The 17,532-nt window shown below is 42.2% G+C and carries 13 protein-coding genes; 7 read left to right on the top strand and 6 right to left on the bottom strand.

The features are described 5' to 3' along the window. Positions 1 to 2 precede the first annotated feature (2 nt). The 4 genes from FTT63_RS02190 to FTT63_RS02175 all read left to right on the top strand — a co-directional run bounded on the left by FTT63_RS02190 (position 3) and on the right by FTT63_RS02175 (position 7,285). Positions 3 to 1,418, top strand: coding sequence for an EH signature domain-containing protein (locus FTT63_RS02190; protein ID WP_180191937.1), 1,416 nt, complete (start codon positions 3 to 5; stop codon positions 1,416 to 1,418). A 9-nt stretch (positions 1,419 to 1,427) separates the two neighbouring features. After that, the gene (locus FTT63_RS02185; RefSeq protein ID WP_180191936.1) at positions 1,428 to 4,631 is read left to right on the top strand and encodes a DEAD/DEAH box helicase; all 3,204 of its coding nucleotides are present in this window, start codon (positions 1,428 to 1,430) and stop codon (positions 4,629 to 4,631) included. A 406-nt stretch (positions 4,632 to 5,037) separates the two neighbouring features. Beyond that, the gene (radA, locus tag FTT63_RS02180) at positions 5,038 to 6,429 is read left to right on the top strand and encodes a DNA repair protein RadA (protein ID WP_180191935.1); all 1,392 of its coding nucleotides are present in this window, start codon (positions 5,038 to 5,040) and stop codon (positions 6,427 to 6,429) included. A gap of 343 nt (positions 6,430 to 6,772) precedes the next feature. Beyond that, positions 6,773 to 7,285, top strand: a complete 513-nt coding sequence (locus tag FTT63_RS02175) for a hypothetical protein (protein ID WP_180191934.1) — start codon at positions 6,773 to 6,775, stop codon at positions 7,283 to 7,285. A 521-nt stretch (positions 7,286 to 7,806) separates the two neighbouring features. Here FTT63_RS02175 and FTT63_RS02170 read toward each other — a convergent pair. The 6 genes from FTT63_RS02170 to FTT63_RS02145 all read right to left on the bottom strand — a co-directional run bounded on the left by FTT63_RS02170 (position 7,807) and on the right by FTT63_RS02145 (position 14,769). Beyond that, positions 7,807 to 8,220 (bottom strand): Lrp/AsnC family transcriptional regulator, encoded by a 414-nt coding sequence (locus FTT63_RS02170; RefSeq protein WP_180191933.1) that lies wholly within the window; start codon positions 8,218 to 8,220, stop codon positions 7,807 to 7,809. Between the two features lie 279 nt (positions 8,221 to 8,499). Further along, positions 8,500 to 10,128, bottom strand: a complete 1,629-nt coding sequence (locus FTT63_RS02165; RefSeq protein WP_163142492.1) for an iron ABC transporter permease — start codon at positions 10,126 to 10,128, stop codon at positions 8,500 to 8,502. Positions 10,129 to 10,208: 80 nt separating this feature from the next. After that, positions 10,209 to 11,222: an extracellular solute-binding protein gene (locus tag FTT63_RS02160; protein ID WP_016659966.1), complete on the bottom strand. Its 1,014-nt coding sequence runs from the start codon at positions 11,220 to 11,222 to the stop codon at positions 10,209 to 10,211. A 24-nt stretch (positions 11,223 to 11,246) separates the two neighbouring features. Then, positions 11,247 to 12,359 carry an ABC transporter ATP-binding protein gene (locus FTT63_RS02155; protein ID WP_127798924.1) on the bottom strand — a complete coding sequence of 371 codons (1,113 nt, stop codon included), beginning with the start codon at positions 12,357 to 12,359 and terminating at the stop codon, positions 11,247 to 11,249. Positions 12,360 to 12,668: 309 nt separating this feature from the next. Beyond that, the gene (locus FTT63_RS02150; protein WP_005176460.1) at positions 12,669 to 13,361 is read right to left on the bottom strand and encodes a pirin-like bicupin family protein; all 693 of its coding nucleotides are present in this window, start codon (positions 13,359 to 13,361) and stop codon (positions 12,669 to 12,671) included. A 169-nt stretch (positions 13,362 to 13,530) separates the two neighbouring features. Next, positions 13,531 to 14,769 carry a L,D-transpeptidase gene (locus FTT63_RS02145; RefSeq protein WP_016659969.1) on the bottom strand — a complete coding sequence of 413 codons (1,239 nt, stop codon included), beginning with the start codon at positions 14,767 to 14,769 and terminating at the stop codon, positions 13,531 to 13,533. 204 nt (positions 14,770 to 14,973) lie between these two features. Between FTT63_RS02145 and hemE the strand changes: the two genes are divergently transcribed. From hemE to FTT63_RS02130, 3 genes are all read left to right on the top strand, one after another. Next, entirely contained in the window at positions 14,974 to 16,044 is a 1,071-nt protein-coding gene (hemE, locus tag FTT63_RS02140; RefSeq protein WP_005176463.1) for a uroporphyrinogen decarboxylase, read from the top strand. A gap of 28 nt (positions 16,045 to 16,072) precedes the next feature. Beyond that, positions 16,073 to 16,897 (top strand): DUF817 family protein, encoded by an 825-nt coding sequence (locus tag FTT63_RS02135; protein WP_016659970.1) that lies wholly within the window; start codon positions 16,073 to 16,075, stop codon positions 16,895 to 16,897. Between the two features lie 123 nt (positions 16,898 to 17,020). Beyond that, positions 17,021 to 17,491, top strand: coding sequence for a DUF3015 family protein (locus FTT63_RS02130; RefSeq protein WP_005176467.1), 471 nt, complete (start codon positions 17,021 to 17,023; stop codon positions 17,489 to 17,491). Positions 17,492 to 17,532 lie beyond the last annotated feature (41 nt).

The following is a 17,532-nucleotide window of genomic DNA, read 5'->3' as shown; positions in this document are numbered from 1 at the left end:
TGATGAGTATTGCGAATCTGAAACGTCGTCTTGAAGAAAAAATAAGTGTATTTTCTGAACCAACTCATATACAGACTAAATTTGTTAGACCTCAGCGTTTAATGAAAACATTGTCGATTATTGAGCATAAACTCGATGATCTTGAAAATGTACAACCATTAGAAGAAAAAATTATCAAATCAGTTCTCAAACTTGAACAACATGGGTTTGATGGGATGACTAAACGAGATTGGAAAAATTTGGCTTGGTCTCTCAGTAAAAAACTGCCCAATTATGAAGAAAAACTTTTATTCACACCTGTAGGTGTAAGATTAATTGATTATTTCAACCAATTGGGAATTGACCAACTCCAGTTTGTTTATTTTCCACTGTTGTATAGTTATTTTGCTTTTGAGCAACATGAACTAGAAAACTTACCTAGTAAGTGGATTCAGTTAAGAAAAATACTAGATGAAAATAAATCTTCGATATTTAAAGCTTCAACTCGGCCTAAAAAATGGATGACGACTCTTATAGATAATTCAGAGGTTTTAACCACAGAACCTACGAAAAAATTTGTACTTGAATTTTTACAAGATAATGATGAAAACAGAGTTGCTAATCAATTAGAAAGTTTAAGAATAGCTTCGGTTAGTTGGTTTTGGGATGATTTGATTCGATCTGCAATTAAGTCGATCAAGACAATGAAAGAAGATGAGTATTTTCAAATTATCCCACGTTTTTTAGTATTGCTTGAAAAAAATAAAATATATGCGACGGATATTTTAGCTGCGCTTCTAGAACGGTATGCTAGTACCTCTCAGAGAGAGAAAGTACATGAGGTATTAAAACATCTAGCATTGGATCAATGGGGTAATCCTCAGTATGAATCTTCAGCGGGATGGAATAACGTAAATGCTGATACCAAAAAAATGGTGATTCAGTGGTTTGTAAGGGCAGATTTAGAAGCATTCTTTACGCTATTTAGTCGTACGGCTGATGTAAATCGCTTTAATTACTGGATCAAATTTATTGATAAAATCTCTTTTTCTCAAATTTATCTTGGTCCTGAGGCACTATATTCGCAACGGCATGAACATAAAAGTTTTCGTAATTTAAATAAAGGTCGCTTAAAAGAACTGATAGGTTCCACTCCTTCTAATAATGCATTCTTATTGAAAATAGATAATGTTTTTGTTATTGATTTTTCAGACACTGGTAATGCTTGTTTCTTATTTAATGAATTTCCTTATATAGAAAGCTCCCCAAAAACACATGTCAAAGCTTTAAAAAATTACCATCATAAAGGTTATATTGATAAGTTAGGACATATTGGTAATTGGGGAGAAAGATTTGATCAGCGTTTAGCGGAATTAGGAATTTTTGCTAATCTACGTCAAATGAATAAGTACCAGCCTAATCATAAAAACCGTTATTAAGAGATAGTTATGAAATTAACATTCTGGAAAAGGAAAAAAAGTACTGACTCTGTTGTTGAAGATGACTTGATGGCGAGTATAAAGTCTTTACAATGTGATGACGTTGGATTGATTTATCCTTATCAACAGAATGCTAAAAATGACGCTGATTTTTATTGGGAAAGTCTAGAAGAAGAAGATATCGCCTATCTCATGGATGATCAGTATGTATTGCCATGGGAGGAGCTGTTTCAGCTTCAGCAAGATCCCGAACATAGTAACGTACTTAATTTACTCAACCTACCTAGTCCAACAACTTTACATCCAGTGATTCGTAGTGAGGGAGGATTAAGTGATCCTGATTTTAAAATCATTCTGGATGGATGGTGTGATCAAAATAGGATTAAGTCTAAAGGCCTAATTAAACGAATAGGTGCGGTACTGAATGTTGATGGTCAAGAATATTTACTGAATGAAACGACTTGGAAGCTTTTAGAAAAAATTAAAGAATTTGCTCGTATTTCAAATAAAGATAATAAGCTCAATCAAAAGTATTGGGCTCAAATACGAAGTTTAGCTAATCGAAGTCAGGCAAATTTAGATGAGTTTCTTCGTAAGACCGTGGTACTTGCACCTGAAAAATTACAATTAAATCTACGTAAGAACCTGATTAGTCAGGAATCAGTTGTAGAAGTACAACCCTCCTTTGAGGAGGCGCCGTCAAATTGGTTGCAAACTTTTGACCACTATAATCAGGTACAAGATCAATATAGCATTAGCTTACCAGATGGAGGGGTGGCTCATGTAGTCATTGATCCTCAAGTCAAAAATGTACTGAGTGAAATTAAAAAGATGCCGAATAGACGTGTATCTGGTGAGCGTGCTCAAACATTTTTGCATAACCCCTTCGCGCAATTAGGAGATGATGCCACAGAGGTCATCTCTCCTGAAGGTTTTGAAAAATCAAAGCAAGATGCAGAAATCTATAGTTACAGCTTACAGATAGATAAATTTTATAATGAGTTAGGACATTATGTTTCTGCTCAATTAACTCTCAACGAAAATTCTGGCCGTGAACAACAATCGATTCTGTTGGAACTCTCCACTCTAGAGCAAACAAAATATTTTATCTCTGCTTATGAAAAGCCATCACCAATTTTCATGTGGGCGGGTTATACAATTGATAAAACGAGCTATTTGGATCATCAGGTTCAAGAGTTAAAAAGTGATCTAACAGAAATCCAAAAATATGAAGATGAGCTACAAGCACAACAAGTGTTGGATTTATCCAATTACAGTGACCGGGTTATTGGTATTGGTGAGGCACAAAAACTTAACTCTGAGTTTATTCAAAGAGACAGTGGTGAATCAGAGTGGTTACCACAGCATCTCATGGAGTTGGGAGAACAACTACAAGATCGCTTGTCTAATGAAGCAATAGAGGTGCTTGAACAGCGTATCAAACAGGCTGAGCAAGAAGGTAAAGATCAGGTTCTAATTCCTAATGCGAACACTGAAGTCTCACTAGATGACGCTAAAAAATTATTAAATAGTCTGAGCGATTCAAATAGAAAAGAACCTATTGAAACATTAGAAGAACCTACGGTTAATTTACAGAAAAAAAAGAAAGATACCTTACTCATTGCGAATAACATTGATAAAGCTGAGTTTACTAAACAACGAGCAGATAAATTGGTTTTTGATGAGAAGAACCATCCCCCAGCTAGATTGCCTTCAAGTTTCAGAAGTCAGGAATTTGGTTTAAAACCGCATCAGGAGTATGGAGTTGCATGGTTGCAGAATCTACATCAATATGCACCGGAACAGGTAAGTGGCTGTCTTTTAGCAGACGATATGGGATTGGGGAAGACCCTGCAATTGTTGTGCTTTATTGGTGAATATTTAGAAAATGCGAAAGATAAAAAACCAGTTTTAGTGGTTGCTCCAGTTTCATTGTTAGAAAACTGGGAGGCAGAAGCAAAACGGTTCTTCAGTGCTAAATTTGCTAAGATCCTAAGTCTATATGGTGAGAATTTAAAAGATCGAAAAATTCCCAAGCATTTAATTTCTGCTCAATTGAGAGACGATCACGGTATTACGCATTTGCTTGAAGAAGAGTGGTTAGGTGATGCGGATATCGTCCTCACAACCTATGAAACGATGCGTGATCTAGAGTTTTCTTTAGCGCGAGTTGATTGGGGGATTATGATTTGCGATGAAGCACAAAAAATTAAAGTACCTACGGCTATGGTGACAAAAGCGGCTAAAGCTCAAAAGGCAGACTTTAAAATAGCATGTACTGGTACTCCAGTGGAAAATTCACTCACTGACTTATGGTGCTTATTTGATTTTATACAAGAAAATTTGCTAGGTTCATTGAATGAATTTGGAAAAACTTATCGTCGTCCTATAGAAAATATTGAGAATGTGGATAATGAAGTATTGGAACAATTACGGAACTTGATTGCACCACAAGTTTTAAGACGGATGAAACATGATGTTGCTGACTTACCAGAAAAAATTGAAGTAGATCATTGTAAAAATATTACGATTTCTTCACTTCAACGTCACTTATATGCCGATGTAATTAATCGCTACAGGAGGTTGTCAGAAGAAGGTAATCAAGGTGCGATGTTGGCATCACTGCACAGTATGCGAATGATTTGTGCACATCCATTCCAATTGCAACCGAATGCTTCAATTCATGAATCACCTAAAGTAGATTGGTTGATTAAAACATTAGAAGCAATTAAGGCAAAGAATGAAAAAGTTATTATCTTCACTGAATTTAGAGATATTCAAGTATTCCTGAAACGGATTCTTCTAGAACGATTCGGCTTAAATGTTACAACCGTTAATGGGGATTCAAATACAAGTAGCAAAAAAGGTTTAACACGGCAAAACCTTATTGATAGATTCCAAGCAACTAGTGGTTTTAATGTGATTATTTTATCAACCACTGCTGTAGGCTTTGGCGTTAATATCCAAAAAGCTAATCATGTCATTCATTATACGCGCAGTTGGAATCCTGCCAAGGAGGATCAGGCAACTGACCGTGCGTATCGTATAGGACAAGATAAAGAAGTTTTTGTTTACTACCCATCAATAGCAGCAAATGATTTTGATACTTTTGAGATAAAATTAGACCGACTTTTATCAAGTAAACGAGCTCTGGCGGATGATATGTTGAAACCAAGCACTGATCTAAGCAAAGAACTGATTAAATTAATATAAATAAGAGGCATAGCAATAGGCGATATTTGTCTAGGAGGGTGGTAGTAGTCTACTTCTAGCATTAACTTATAAATTGTAGTGAACCAAACTTAATCTGACAGTTGACGATATTTGATTGTAAGTGTCAGGTTAAGTTTGAGCTAATACCAATATATGCAAAGTTTGTGGTTGGCTTGTTGTATATCTCAATATCGCTCTGATTTTATAGCATTAAATCTTGAATTAGCTTAAATATATTGGTGATTCAATTCAATGTGATTTTAACCTGTATATTTTCCTGAGATACGAAGTCTATTTCATTTTTTTTCCTCTATTCTCAACCAATTACCATTATTTCATAGCCTTGCTTGAGATTGCAAATTCAACTCGATAAAGTGCTTTGAGCGATTAAAAAAGAGTTTTTACAATGGCTAAAACAATAGTCTATGTATGCAGCGGATGTGGCAAGGAAGAGGATAAATGGGTAGGAAATTGTGTTAAATGTAGAGCATACAATAGTTTCAGTAAAAAAACAGTTGAGCGAAAAGTTCAACATCGGGCAACCACTGGTTTAAGCAAATCAGGATATGCAGGACAACAACATCATATCACTAAATTAAATATGGTGCAGATGAGTCAGGAGTTTAGGTGCTCAACAGGTATTGAGGAATTTGATCGTGTCTTAGGTGGTGGGTTGGTCGCTGGATCTGTTGTATTGATTGGTGGTGATCCAGGCATTGGCAAGTCGACTTTACTTTTACAAACAGCTACTCATATCGCAGCAAATCAATCAGTTTTATATATCACTGGGGAGGAATCACTATCACAAGTCGCAATCCGTGCTAAACGATTAGGTCTGCCATTAGATAGACTGGATGTCATGGCAGAAACGAAAGTGGAACGTATTTGTGAAATATTGGAGGAACAAAAAACCTCTATAGTGATTTTAGATTCTATTCAAACCTTATACACGGAGGCTATTCCTGCCGCATCTGGTAGCACATCACAAATTAAAGAATCTGCTTCAATCTTAACTCGATTTGCTAAACAGAGGGGGATATCTTTACTGATTGTTGGGCATGTGACCAAAGACGGTGCATTGGCTGGTCCTCGTGTACTTGAACACATGGTCGATTGTGTATTGTATTTTGAGGGGCAAAGTGATTTACAGTATCGAATGATGAGGGCTGTTAAAAATCACTTTGGAGCTGTAAATGAATTAAGCGTTTTTGAGATGACGGATCAGGGGTTAATCGAAGTTATCAACCCAGCAACGATTTTTTTGGATCGCTATGGCGAAGCAATTGCTGGGTCTGTAGTCATGGTCAGCCGAAATGGTGTACGACCATTTTTAGTTGAAGTGCAGGCTTTGGTGAGTAAAACACAAAATGCATCCAGACAACTTATTTTAGGTCTCGAGCATAATCGTCTATCGTTGCTTCTTACTATCATGAAAGAACATGCCAAAATAGACATTATAGAGCATAATGTCTATGTTAATATTGTTGGGGGATTAAAAATTACAGAAACGGCTTCAGATTTAGCGGTTCTGCTGGCTTGTGTATCAAGCTGGAAAAACCAACCTTTGCCTCATGATATGGCAGTGTTTGGTGAAGTAGGGCTGTCTGGCGAGATTCGTTCTGTACCTAGCGCACAAGAACGTATAAAGGAAGCGCAAAAGAACGGATTTAAAATTGTAGTTGTGCCAAAAGTGAATCTGCCAAAACAACCTATAGGCTCTGTGAAAGTGATTGCTGTGGAGTATTTGTATCAAGTATTACAGATTGTTTTTGAAAATGATTTGCTGGTTGTGAGTTAAACAAACATAGAATTATTTTGTTCGGCTGCTTGAAATTTATAGTATGTTGCCGTTGACGAAGGGCAGCCATTATGATGTTGTTGAGACTAAACAAGTAGATATATAAGTCCTAGCCTTATGGGCGACGGAGATGCGGCCACGAATCAAAACACTGGGTAAAGGCTCAGCCAGTCCACACAAAGACTGTTGATAAGAGATGAGGGTGGATGCATATTCTTGCTCAAATGGACACTTAATAGTATATCGTACTGGACACAGATTCTTCTTTTAATTGGACACTCTTATTTTCAGACACTCTTTGCATCTAAAACGAAATTTAAACGAAAAAAGTAAAATGATTCCTATGAAAAAAGCGGTTATTGCACTGAGTTGCTTAAGTATACTTTTGATGGCCTGTTCCTCGCTTCTTAATCCAAGTATTCAGAATTCACTAAAAGAAGTGAGAACATCAAAATTCCTAAAAAATGAAGATAAAACAAAAACCATTGGTGGGATTGATGCAAATAGTAATGGTGTGCGTGATGATATTGAGGGATACATAAAGCTCAAATATGGGAATAACCCTGAATTTGTTAGCGTATATATGCAGTATGCACAAGAATTACGAAGAAAGCTGACTTTGGCTAGTGATGATCGTGAGGCCTATCGTAGAGCGTCACACGAAGTTAGTAGAAAAATGGTTTGTGCTGCGGAAATTGACTATAAAGTTGAGCCTGAAAAAATGTATCGGGACACAATGATCATTTATGCCCTGTCGGTGAATACCAAGCAACGTAAGGCTGAAAGTAATCGTATTAGCTCGTTGGTGAGTGGCATGGTATTCACATTACCAACTGAGGAACACTGCAAAAATTAATGAATACGTTTATTAAAGTGTCCAACTTAAAGAAGAATGGGTGTCCAAATACTTATTGATTTTGCCGGTGGAGATGTTTTACAGCCAAATCCATTTTTATTTAATTTAGGTATTGATTAGAAACACAAGAAATTTTAAAGTGGTAAAAAAAGTAGTAAAAAATTTAATTTAAAAATATTATTTAATATATATCAATATCTTATATTTTTAATTTGACGGTCACCGCTTCCGCCAAATTCAAAAAGCCCTGACATTGTCAGGGCTTTTTTTATTGCGCTCCGTTTTATTTTTATATTCTTTATATGGAGCTGATTTATTTTAAAGAGGAGAGCTAAACATATTTTATAGGTATTATATAAATACCTTTAAGATATATTATTTTGCTTCGAATATCTAAAAATAAAAATCCATAAAATATGAAAAACGAATATTTATATAGATTGCTTTTCTATAAAATAATCATCGATAATCTTTCACCTGTCGCAATTTATATGCGACAGAGGAAGATTAAAATCAATTGTTTAAATTTTATAGGTTGACAGTAATATATTGGTTTCACTGTTATAAATCCCTGAAATACTTCTGATCCGACTTAAAATTAAATCAAAATTCACCAAATTGTCGGACTGGATTTCTACCAGTAAATCCCATTTGCCATTCGTCGTATGTAAGGTCTGAATAGCCGGATCGAGACGTAGCTCCTTGATGACGGCCTGTGCCTTGTTGCCTTCCACCATAATACTCATCCAGGCCTGAATAAGCTGCGGATTCAGGTTCGGTTTAATGCGTACCGTATAGCTGGTAATGATGCTAGTCGCTTCCATGTACTCGATTCGCTTTTGAACCGTGGCCCGGGAATTTCGGGTTTTCTGCGCAATTTTTGTAATTGAGATACGTGCATTTTCTCTTAACAATCCAAGTATTTTATTGTCCATTTTATTTTTTTTAAACGGATGAATAATTGGTTTTTAATTCTTGATTCTTAGTTATTATTGAATAATAAAAAAAATAATTGGATTTAAGGATAATATTCTAAGCACTATCTGCCTAAACTATTTCTGAATAAAATTCTTTATCCCAAGCTTATTAAAAATCAAAAGTGTATCTCTATTTTATAAGGCTATTCTCTTTAAACGATTTTCACTATAAAAAGAGAGAAGGCTAAACTTGCACTCAATGTTGAAGCAGCGTTTAGCCAGTTCATCTAGTTCAGATTAACGTACAGTTTTCCCCAACCGTGCCAGTAAAATCACTGGAATCAGTCCGACCAGAACAATCAATAAGGCTGCAATTGCGCCTTCTTCATAGGTACCACGTGAGGCTTCGGCATATAACTGCGTGGCCAGGGTTTCCATATTCAGCGGACGTAGCAACAATGTGGCCGGCAGCTCTTTCATACAATCCACAAAAATCAGTAAGGCTGCTGAAATCAGTGCAGGACGTAATAAAGGCAAATGGATACGGGTCAGAATCCCGCCTTTGCTCTGGCCCAGATTACGTGCGGCATCATCAAAAACGCCATGAATCCGGTTATACCCCGATTCAATCCCGCCAATTGAAATGGCTAGAAAGCGTACCGCATAGGCGTAAATTAAGGTGAAACTGGTGCCTAAAAACAGCAGGCCGGTATCCAGACCAAGCTGGAATTCCAGAAAATCCGCTACGGCGTGATCAATCGCGCCCAAAGACAGCATCAGGCCAATGGCCAGTACGGTGCCCGGAATGGCATAGCCCAAACTGGCAACCCGGCTTAGCCAGCTGCTTCGGCTAAACCGTGCGGTACTCACAATCATAAAGCCAATCAGCATGGTCACAAAAGTGGCAATACTGGCTAAGGTAAGCGTATTGATTGAGGCTTGCAGCAGATATTCAGAGAAACCGGCATATTGTAAACGCTGATAAGATTCGACCAGTAAATGACTGATCGGAATTAGAAAACCAATAATCACCGGAATCAGCCCTAGGCCGAATAGCAGCCAGGCTTTGGCGCCGGTCACTGGCTGGGCGGGCATCAGCCGGCTACGCTGGGCCGAGTTCATATAGCGCTGTTTGCGTCGCCCCAGCCGTTCTACCAGTACCAGCAGGCTAATCATCAGCAACATAAAAATTGCAATCTGGGCGGCACTGGCCAGATCGGACTGGTTGGTCCAGGTCGAATAAATTGACAGGGTCAGGGTTTTAATGCCCAGAAATTCGGTGGCACCAATATCATTGATGGTTTCCATCAGGGCCAGACTGGCACCAACCGCAATGGCCGGGCGAGCCAGCGGAATCGCAACCCGGAAAAACACCTGTTCCGGTTTTAATCCCAGACTGCGCGCCACTTCAATCAGGCTGGCCGACTGCATCAGGAACATGGCACGGGTACTTAAATAGACATAGGGATACAGGACAAAACTAAGCAGAAAAATCGCGCCCCAGAGCGAGCGGATATTCGGAAACCAGAGCTGCTGCATTTCTAGCTGAAGCCAGTCCCGCAGCAGGGTCTGCACAGGACCAATCGGATGCAAAATATCAATATAGCTATAGGCAATAATATAGGTTGGTACGGCCAAGGGCAGTAACAGTGCCCAGTCCAGAAAACCACGGCCACGGAATTGATAGGCCGTGACCAGCCAGGCACTGCCGGTACCAATCAGAATCGTCAGAATCCCGACACCAAACAGCAACAGGCCGGTTTCAATCAGGGTGGGAGGAATCACATATTGCAGCAGATGGTCCCAAATCTCGCTATTGCCCTGTAAGGCCGTCCAGAGCAAAGCCAGCACAGGCAGACAGGCCAGCAGGGTAAACAGGCCACTGAGTGAAAAAAGTGCAGTTACAGGAGATTTTTTCTGGGTCATCGGGGGATCAACAGGCTGGACATGGACACAAGACTGATAGCACGAGCAGCAGTCTGCCCGCGCTATCTGATGATTCAGGTTTAGTGATTAAACTGGACTTTATCAACCAGCAGATTGGCTGCCTTACGATGGCGAGCAATCTCACTTAAACGCAGTGAATCAATATCTAACTTGCCGAAACTGGCGATAATCGGATCAATCTTCACACCTGGTTTGACGGGATATTCATAACCACTTTGTGCATACATGGCCTGAGCCTGATCTGAGGCCAGGAACTCCAGTAACTGTACCGCTTCTTTGCGATTTGGCGCATGTTTGGCTACAACTGCACCTGAAACATTGACATGGGTGCCGCCATTTTTAAAGCGCGGTAACACCACATTAATGGCATTGCCCCAGCGCTGCTGTTCAGCATTGCCATTGCGCATGGTGCCCACATAATAGGTATTGGCCACACCAATATCACAGATTTTACCCAGAATATCGCGCGCCACATCGCGGTCACCGCCACTGGCCGGACGTGCCAGATTGGCTTTAACCCCACGTAACCAGGTTTCTGCCGCTTTTTCACCATGATGGGCAATATAGGCGGCAATTAACGCGGTATTGTAGGGATGGCTGCCCGAACGGATACAGATTTTGCCTTTCCATTGCGGATTGGCCAGATCTTCATAATGAATGGCGTTCAGTGGGGTACGTTCTTTGGAGGCATAGACTGCACGGGCACGCATTGACAGGGCATACCAGTGGCCATTGGCTGCACGTAAATTGGCCGGAATGGCATTATTTAATACTTTGGAATTCACGCGCTGGGTGAGATCTGCTTCGACCAGATCCACCAGATTGCCAAAATCGACGGTGAGCATCACATCGGCCGGTGAACGGCGTCCTTCAGCTTTCACTCGCTCCAGCAGGCCATCTTTAATAAACACGGTATTGACCTTAATGCCGCTGCTTTCGGTAAATTCTTTTAATAAGGGCTGAATCAGCACCGGTTCACGCGTGGTATACAGGTTTACCTGCGCGGCTTGCGCCAGACCGCTCAGCGCCAGCAGGCCGCTGGCCAGCAGTGGAATTTTGATTGTTACTTTCATCATTTTTCATTCCTTATTGTCAATTTAAAAAGTATTGGCCACTTCAGTCGTGGTGGTGGCTGCCGGCTGTGAATCTTGGACGAAGAAAAAACACTGCTGCAGATCGAGGCTCACATAGACCTGTTCCTGATAAGCGGTGTGTGCCGGGCTGACCTGCGCCAGAATAATGGTTTCGGGGTCCAGTTGCAGGCGTAACTGTTCGGCATGGCCCATAAAGCTGGAGGACAGCACCGTCGCCGGGATTGCGCCGGCTGTCGGCTGGCTAAACACCTGCACCTGATGTGGACGGAAACAGCAGCGGATTGGCTCTTGGTGCTGCACCAGCGCTTCACTGATGGGATGTGTGCCAAAACAGGTCTGTAACTGCTGCGCGACACGCTGCGCCGGAATTTCATTCAGGGCAGAAAAATAACGGGCGGCAAATAAGGTGGCTGGCTGTCGGTATAGGGCTTTCGGCGTACCGATCTGAATAATTTCGCCCTGATGCATCAGGATAATCTGATCGGCAATTTGCAGCGCCTCTTCCGGATCATGGGTAACAATAACTGTGGTGGTGCCGGTCTGCTTCAGAATTTCGATGGTATTTTGCCGGATCTGGTCACGCAGGCGATGATCGAGATTGGAAAAAGGTTCATCCATCAAGAGCACCTGCGGTTTAGGTGCCAGGGCACGGGCCAGGGCCACGCGCTGCTGCTCGCCACCAGACAGGGTATAGGGATAACTGTGCAGATGATGCTGCATCGAAACATGCTGTAGCGCCTGTTCGGCCACCGCCTGACGCTGTGCTTTGGGCAGTTTTTTCAGGCCAAACATGACATTGTCCAGTACGCTTAAATGCGGAAACAGGGCATAGTCCTGAAACACCAGGCCAATATTGCGCGCTTCGGCTGGAATCTGCTGCTGTTCGTTCCACAGGATTTGCTGTTCAAGCTGGATTGAGCCACTGCTTGGGGTTTCTAATCCGGCAATCAGACGTAACATGGTGGTTTTGCCACAGCCCGAATGGCCCAGCAGGCAGATAATTTGTCCGCGCTGTGCAGACCAGCTAGCCTGATGCACCGCAAAACGCGAGCCGAATTGTTTGCTCAGTTGCCGAATGGTCAAGACATTGGCCTGAGCTGCAGTATAAGCATTCATGGTCAATTCACAGGATGATTTTTATGCAGTTATCATAACTGAGAATTTTTCTCATGTAGAGTGTTTTTACCAATGAGAATGTAAATAGTTTCAGTTTTGAGAGTTTTATCGGGTTACAGGCAATCGGCCGATTTTCTTCAATTTATTTTCATAAATGGTATTTGAGTTGCTGCAAAGGGTGCAGCTTAAACAGACTGTTCACACTCAGGTAAAAGTCAATCAAGGCCGGCTTTAAGACATAAAAATAGCCGCTCAATGGAGCGGCTATTGGGCCAAAATCATCATGGCCCTTGGGAGAGAAGGACGGGTTTATTTGCCCGGTAAGTCAAACCAGATCATCTGGCTTTCTTCGGTTGCCTGAATATCCGCATGTTCCGCGAATAACAGTGCATCACCAGCTTTAACCGTATGTTCACCAATCTGCACTTCACCACGAATCACATGCACATAGTTGAGCTGCTGGGTCGCCTGTACGTTTAGGCTTTGGCCGGCTTCAAGTACCGCGGTTTTCACTTCAGCCTGCTGGCGAATATGCATTGGAGCCTGTTCGTTCGGGCCAACAATCAGGTGCCATTGGTTCGGCTGTTCACGTGGGTCGAGTTTAATTTGCTGATAATTTGGCTCTGCATCACGCACATTTGGATGAATCCAGATTTGCAGCATATGCACTGGTACATCGCCCTGGTTGATTTCACTGTGCTGAACCCCGGTTCCGGCGCTCATCAGCTGCCATTCACCCGCACTGATATGCCGTTCATTGCCCATGCTGTCTTTATGTGAAATGGTGCCATCCAGTACACAGGTTAAAATTTCCATGTTGTCATGCGGATGGGTACCAAAACCATTGTGGGCAGCAATCCGGTCATCATTAATCACACGAAGCACACTCACACCCATGTATTTCGGGTTGTACCAGCTGCCAAATGAAAAGCTGTGTTTGGTGTCTAACCAGCCGGCTTTAACATGACCACGTTCTTCACTACGATGTAAGTAGGCGTTCATCAGATAATCCTCTAATTCTTTTTGAGCTTGAGGCTATCTTAGTGTTTTACTTGGTGCCTGTTCTAGGCATGGAATGCAATATATCGTTCCAGATTCGCAACGTCATAGATTCAAACCTCCGTAATTAAAAAAGCCTGCATCGGCAGGCTTTTTATGGGGTATAAGCAGATTATTCGAGGAATTTAACCGTAACCCCTGAACGGACTTTACGGCCCAGGTCGTTGGCATCCCAGTTGGTCAGACGGATACAGCCATGCGAATAGGATTTAGAAATCATCGACGGGTTTGGCGTACCGTGAATACCAAAGGATTTTTTGCTCAGACCAATCCAGATATTCCCCACTGGACCGTTTGGACCTGGTGGTAAGGACAGTGGCTTCATGTTTTTGCCCTGGATAAAGTTACTTGGCGAGTAGCTGTACCACGGGTTTGGTGCCACACCAGTCACTTTATAAGTCCCGGTTGGTGAAGGGGTGTTGGTATTACCAATACTGGCCGGGAATGATGCGATCATCTGGTTGCGGCTGTTAAATAGATACAGCTGCTTAGCGCCTTTGTGCGCCACAATCAGGTGGATATCTTCCGGCAGGTCATTACGTACATTGGCCACAATCAGTTTTTGACCGGCTTTGTTAAAGTTGGCATTTGGATTGAGCTTTTTCAGGAAGTTTTCATCCATATGGAACTTTTCACCCAGCATTTCAGTGACGCTGGTATAGTGCAGGCCTTTCATTTTGGCTTGCAGTGCATAATCGCCCGGAATTGATTTCACATACGGACCTTTCAGGTCATCTTCAGTAATGGTGTATTCCACGAAAGCCGGTTTTGAACCCTGACGGGCAATTAAAGCATCCCAGGTTTCCTGCGTCAGCACACCGGTCGGTTTAATCCCGTTCATCTGCTGGAAAGAGGCAATCGCTTTCAGGGTATTTTTACCGCTGGTTCCATCAATCGCACCCGGAGAAGCATGGGCATTATTGAGCATCACATGCGCGCGCGCATAGACCGGGAACTGGCCTTTGCCAATATTTTCATACCAGCTGGCATTGTTCAGGCCATCTAAAGTCCAAGAGGCTTTGGCTGGCGCTGTGCTGGCTGAAGTTGTTGCAGGCGCAGCAGTTGTCGGTGCGCTGCCGATATCAGCCTGGGTATCTTCGGCATTTTGCAGGTCTTCAAGGGTCGCTGAAGCCTTGTTCAAATCTTGTTCTTCTTGTTGCGTAATCTGCGTTTCAACTTCTGAAGGTACGACTGCCGCTGATGCGTCTGTTGCAAGCGGATCAATCGGATCTTCAACCGCTGTATCGCTAATCAATTGAGGATTCAACGGCTGTTCAGCAGTGGTTGCAGCCAGGGCTGTACCAGCAAACATGCAACTTAAACTCATTGCGAGTACTGTGCGAACGAACATGTAAGTCAACCTTAAGAATTATTCATTTACATTTTAAAAACTACACAAGTATTACAGAAAAAATGAGGAGATGCAGTATCTGTTTTGTGTAAATATCACTTTTATCTTTTACAGTCCGGCATTTTTAAAGGACTAAAGAAGTTATTAAAATTTCTGCCTTTTTGATATGATAGATGCAAGATTCAGTCGAAGTTAGGAAAGTAAATGACGGCCTTAAAAAATGATCGTTTTCTACGTGCCTTGTTGCGTGAACCCGTAGATACCACGCCGGTATGGATGATGCGTCAAGCAGGACGTTATCTGCCTGAGTATCGTGAAACCCGTGCCAAGGCCGGAGATTTTCTTTCCTTGTGCAAAAATACCGAATTTGCCTGTGAAGTGACCTTACAGCCTTTGCGCCGTTATGAGCTGGATGCAGCCATTCTATTCTCCGATATTTTAACCGTACCGGATGCTTTGGGCTTAGGTTTGTACTTTGAAGCTGGTGAAGGTCCGAAGTTTCATAAAACCGTGCGTACCGAGCAGGATGTCGCCAATCTGCCGAATTTTAATGCCAAGTCAGATCTGGACTATGTCATGAATGCGGTGTCGACCATTCGTTCGGCTCTGGGCGGACAGGTGCCGTTAATTGGTTTTTCTGGCAGTCCGTGGACGCTGGCGACTTATATGGTTGAAGGTGGTTCAAGCAAGGATTTCCGCTTTACCAAGCAGATGATGTATGCCCAGCCGGAAGTGCTGCATGCTTTGCTCGACCGTCTGGCAGTCGCTGTGATTGACTATTTGAATGCGCAAATTGATGCTGGTGCACAAGCGGTGCAGATTTTTGACAGTTGGGGTGGGGCACTGGCGCATCGTGAATATATCGAGTTCTCGCTGAACTATATGCAAAAAATTGTAGCGGGTCTGCAACGCGAAAAAGATGGCCGTAAAATTCCGGTCATTCTATTTACCAAAGGCGGAGGTCAATGGCTGGAGCCAATGGTGGCCACCGGTGCCGATGCTTTTGGTCTGGACTGGACCACGCCATTAAATGTGGCGCGCCAAACCGTGAATGGCCGTGCTGCGTTACAGGGCAACCTTGATCCAGCCACGTTATATGGAAGCCCGGACTCAATCGCCAAGGCGACCAAAGCCATGCTGGATGATGCCTATGCGCATGGTGAAAAAACCGGCTATATTGCCAACCTAGGACATGGTATTACCCAATGGGTTGATCCGGCCAATCCGAAAGTCTTTATTGATACGGTACATGAATACAGTGCCAAGTACCTTTAAGAAGATGCAACAATATTAGGATTCAGCCTTGATCACAATTTTAAAATCAGGTTTTGAATTCACTTATAAGGCAGCTTCGGCTGCCTTATTTGGAATTTTATTGCTGATTGCTTTTGCTTTTACCGCCAGTCTGGGTAGCCAGGACTATTACGGTTTTTTCCGTTATGACTATTTGCTGTTTTATGCGGTCCTCATTCAGATTTTACTGCTGTATCTCAAGCTAGAATCCTGGGCCGAGGCCAAAGTCATTGCGCTGTTTCATCTGCTGGCGATGATTATGGAAATTTTTCTGACCCATCCGGCGATTGCGTCCTGGCAGTATCCGCAGCCGGCCGTATTTAAAATTATGACCGTGCCGCTGTTTGCCGGGTTTATGTATTCGGCTGTCGGCAGTTTCTTTGCCCGGTCCTTGCGTTTGTATCGGGTATCTTTTACTCGCTTGCCGGGTTTTGCCAATATGCTGAGTCTGGCGGTGCTGTCTTATATTAATTTTATGAGCAAGTTTTTTGTGCCGGATATCCGCTATGTGCTGTTTGCCTGGAGCGTACTGATATTCTGGAAAACCCGTATCCAGTTTGAATTGCAGCATCACCGGATGCAGCTGCCGATGTTACCGGTCTTGTTGTTACTGGCCTTTATTATCTGGATTGCAGAAAATATCAGCACCTTTTACCAGATCTGGCTGTATCCAAGTCAGGTCGACAGCTGGCATATGGTTGGCTGGGGCAAGTTGGGGTCCTGGTATCTGCTGTTATTGCTGAGTCTGGTGCTGGTCTTGAAAATTCTGGGTGATCGTCAGCCAAATGGCATCTGGCAACTGAAACCTGCGCACTTAAAGGATACAGAAAAATAATTTTTCCACTTTGGTATAAAGTGTTTTGTGTTCGCTGGCGGATGCGTTATCTTTAAACAGTGTAATAAAAATTACACATTGTGAAACAATAACAAACTCAGATAATAAATTCTGGAGACTTTTATGTTAAAAAAATTAGCTTTGGCAGCAGTATTGGCAGCAGGTTCAACAGCAGCATTTGCAGACGCTGATGCCGGCTGTGGTATTGGTTCTCAAGTTTGGGCAGGTCAGTCTGGTAAAGTGCCTAAAATTTTAGCTGCTACAACCAATGGTATTTTTGCAAACCAGTTGTTCGGTATTACCTTCGGTACTTTAGGCTGTAGCGGTACTGGTACTGTAACTGCGCAAGTGGTGACATTTACCAATGAAAATGCCGAAACGCTGGCGCGTGATATGGCTGTAGGCGAGGGTGAAAGCCTGAACGTACTGGCTGAATTACTGAGCATTAAAGCAGAAGACAAAGCACGTTTCTTTGCAGTGACCAAACAAAACTTCTCTGAAATTTATTCAGCTGACAACCAGACTTCTGTTGAAGTGCTGGCTTCTTTACAGTCAGTGATGGCACAAGACGACATCTTAAAAGCCTACGTCTAATTAAGCATCCCATAAAACCCTGTCTTCTGGCAGGGTTTTTC

It is taken from the genome of Acinetobacter sp. C15, from assembly GCF_013420645.1.
Lineage (GTDB): Bacteria > Pseudomonadota > Gammaproteobacteria > Pseudomonadales > Moraxellaceae > Acinetobacter > Acinetobacter indicus.
Note: the sequence above shows the minus strand (reverse complement) of the source record. Positions and strands in the feature narration are given on the sequence as shown.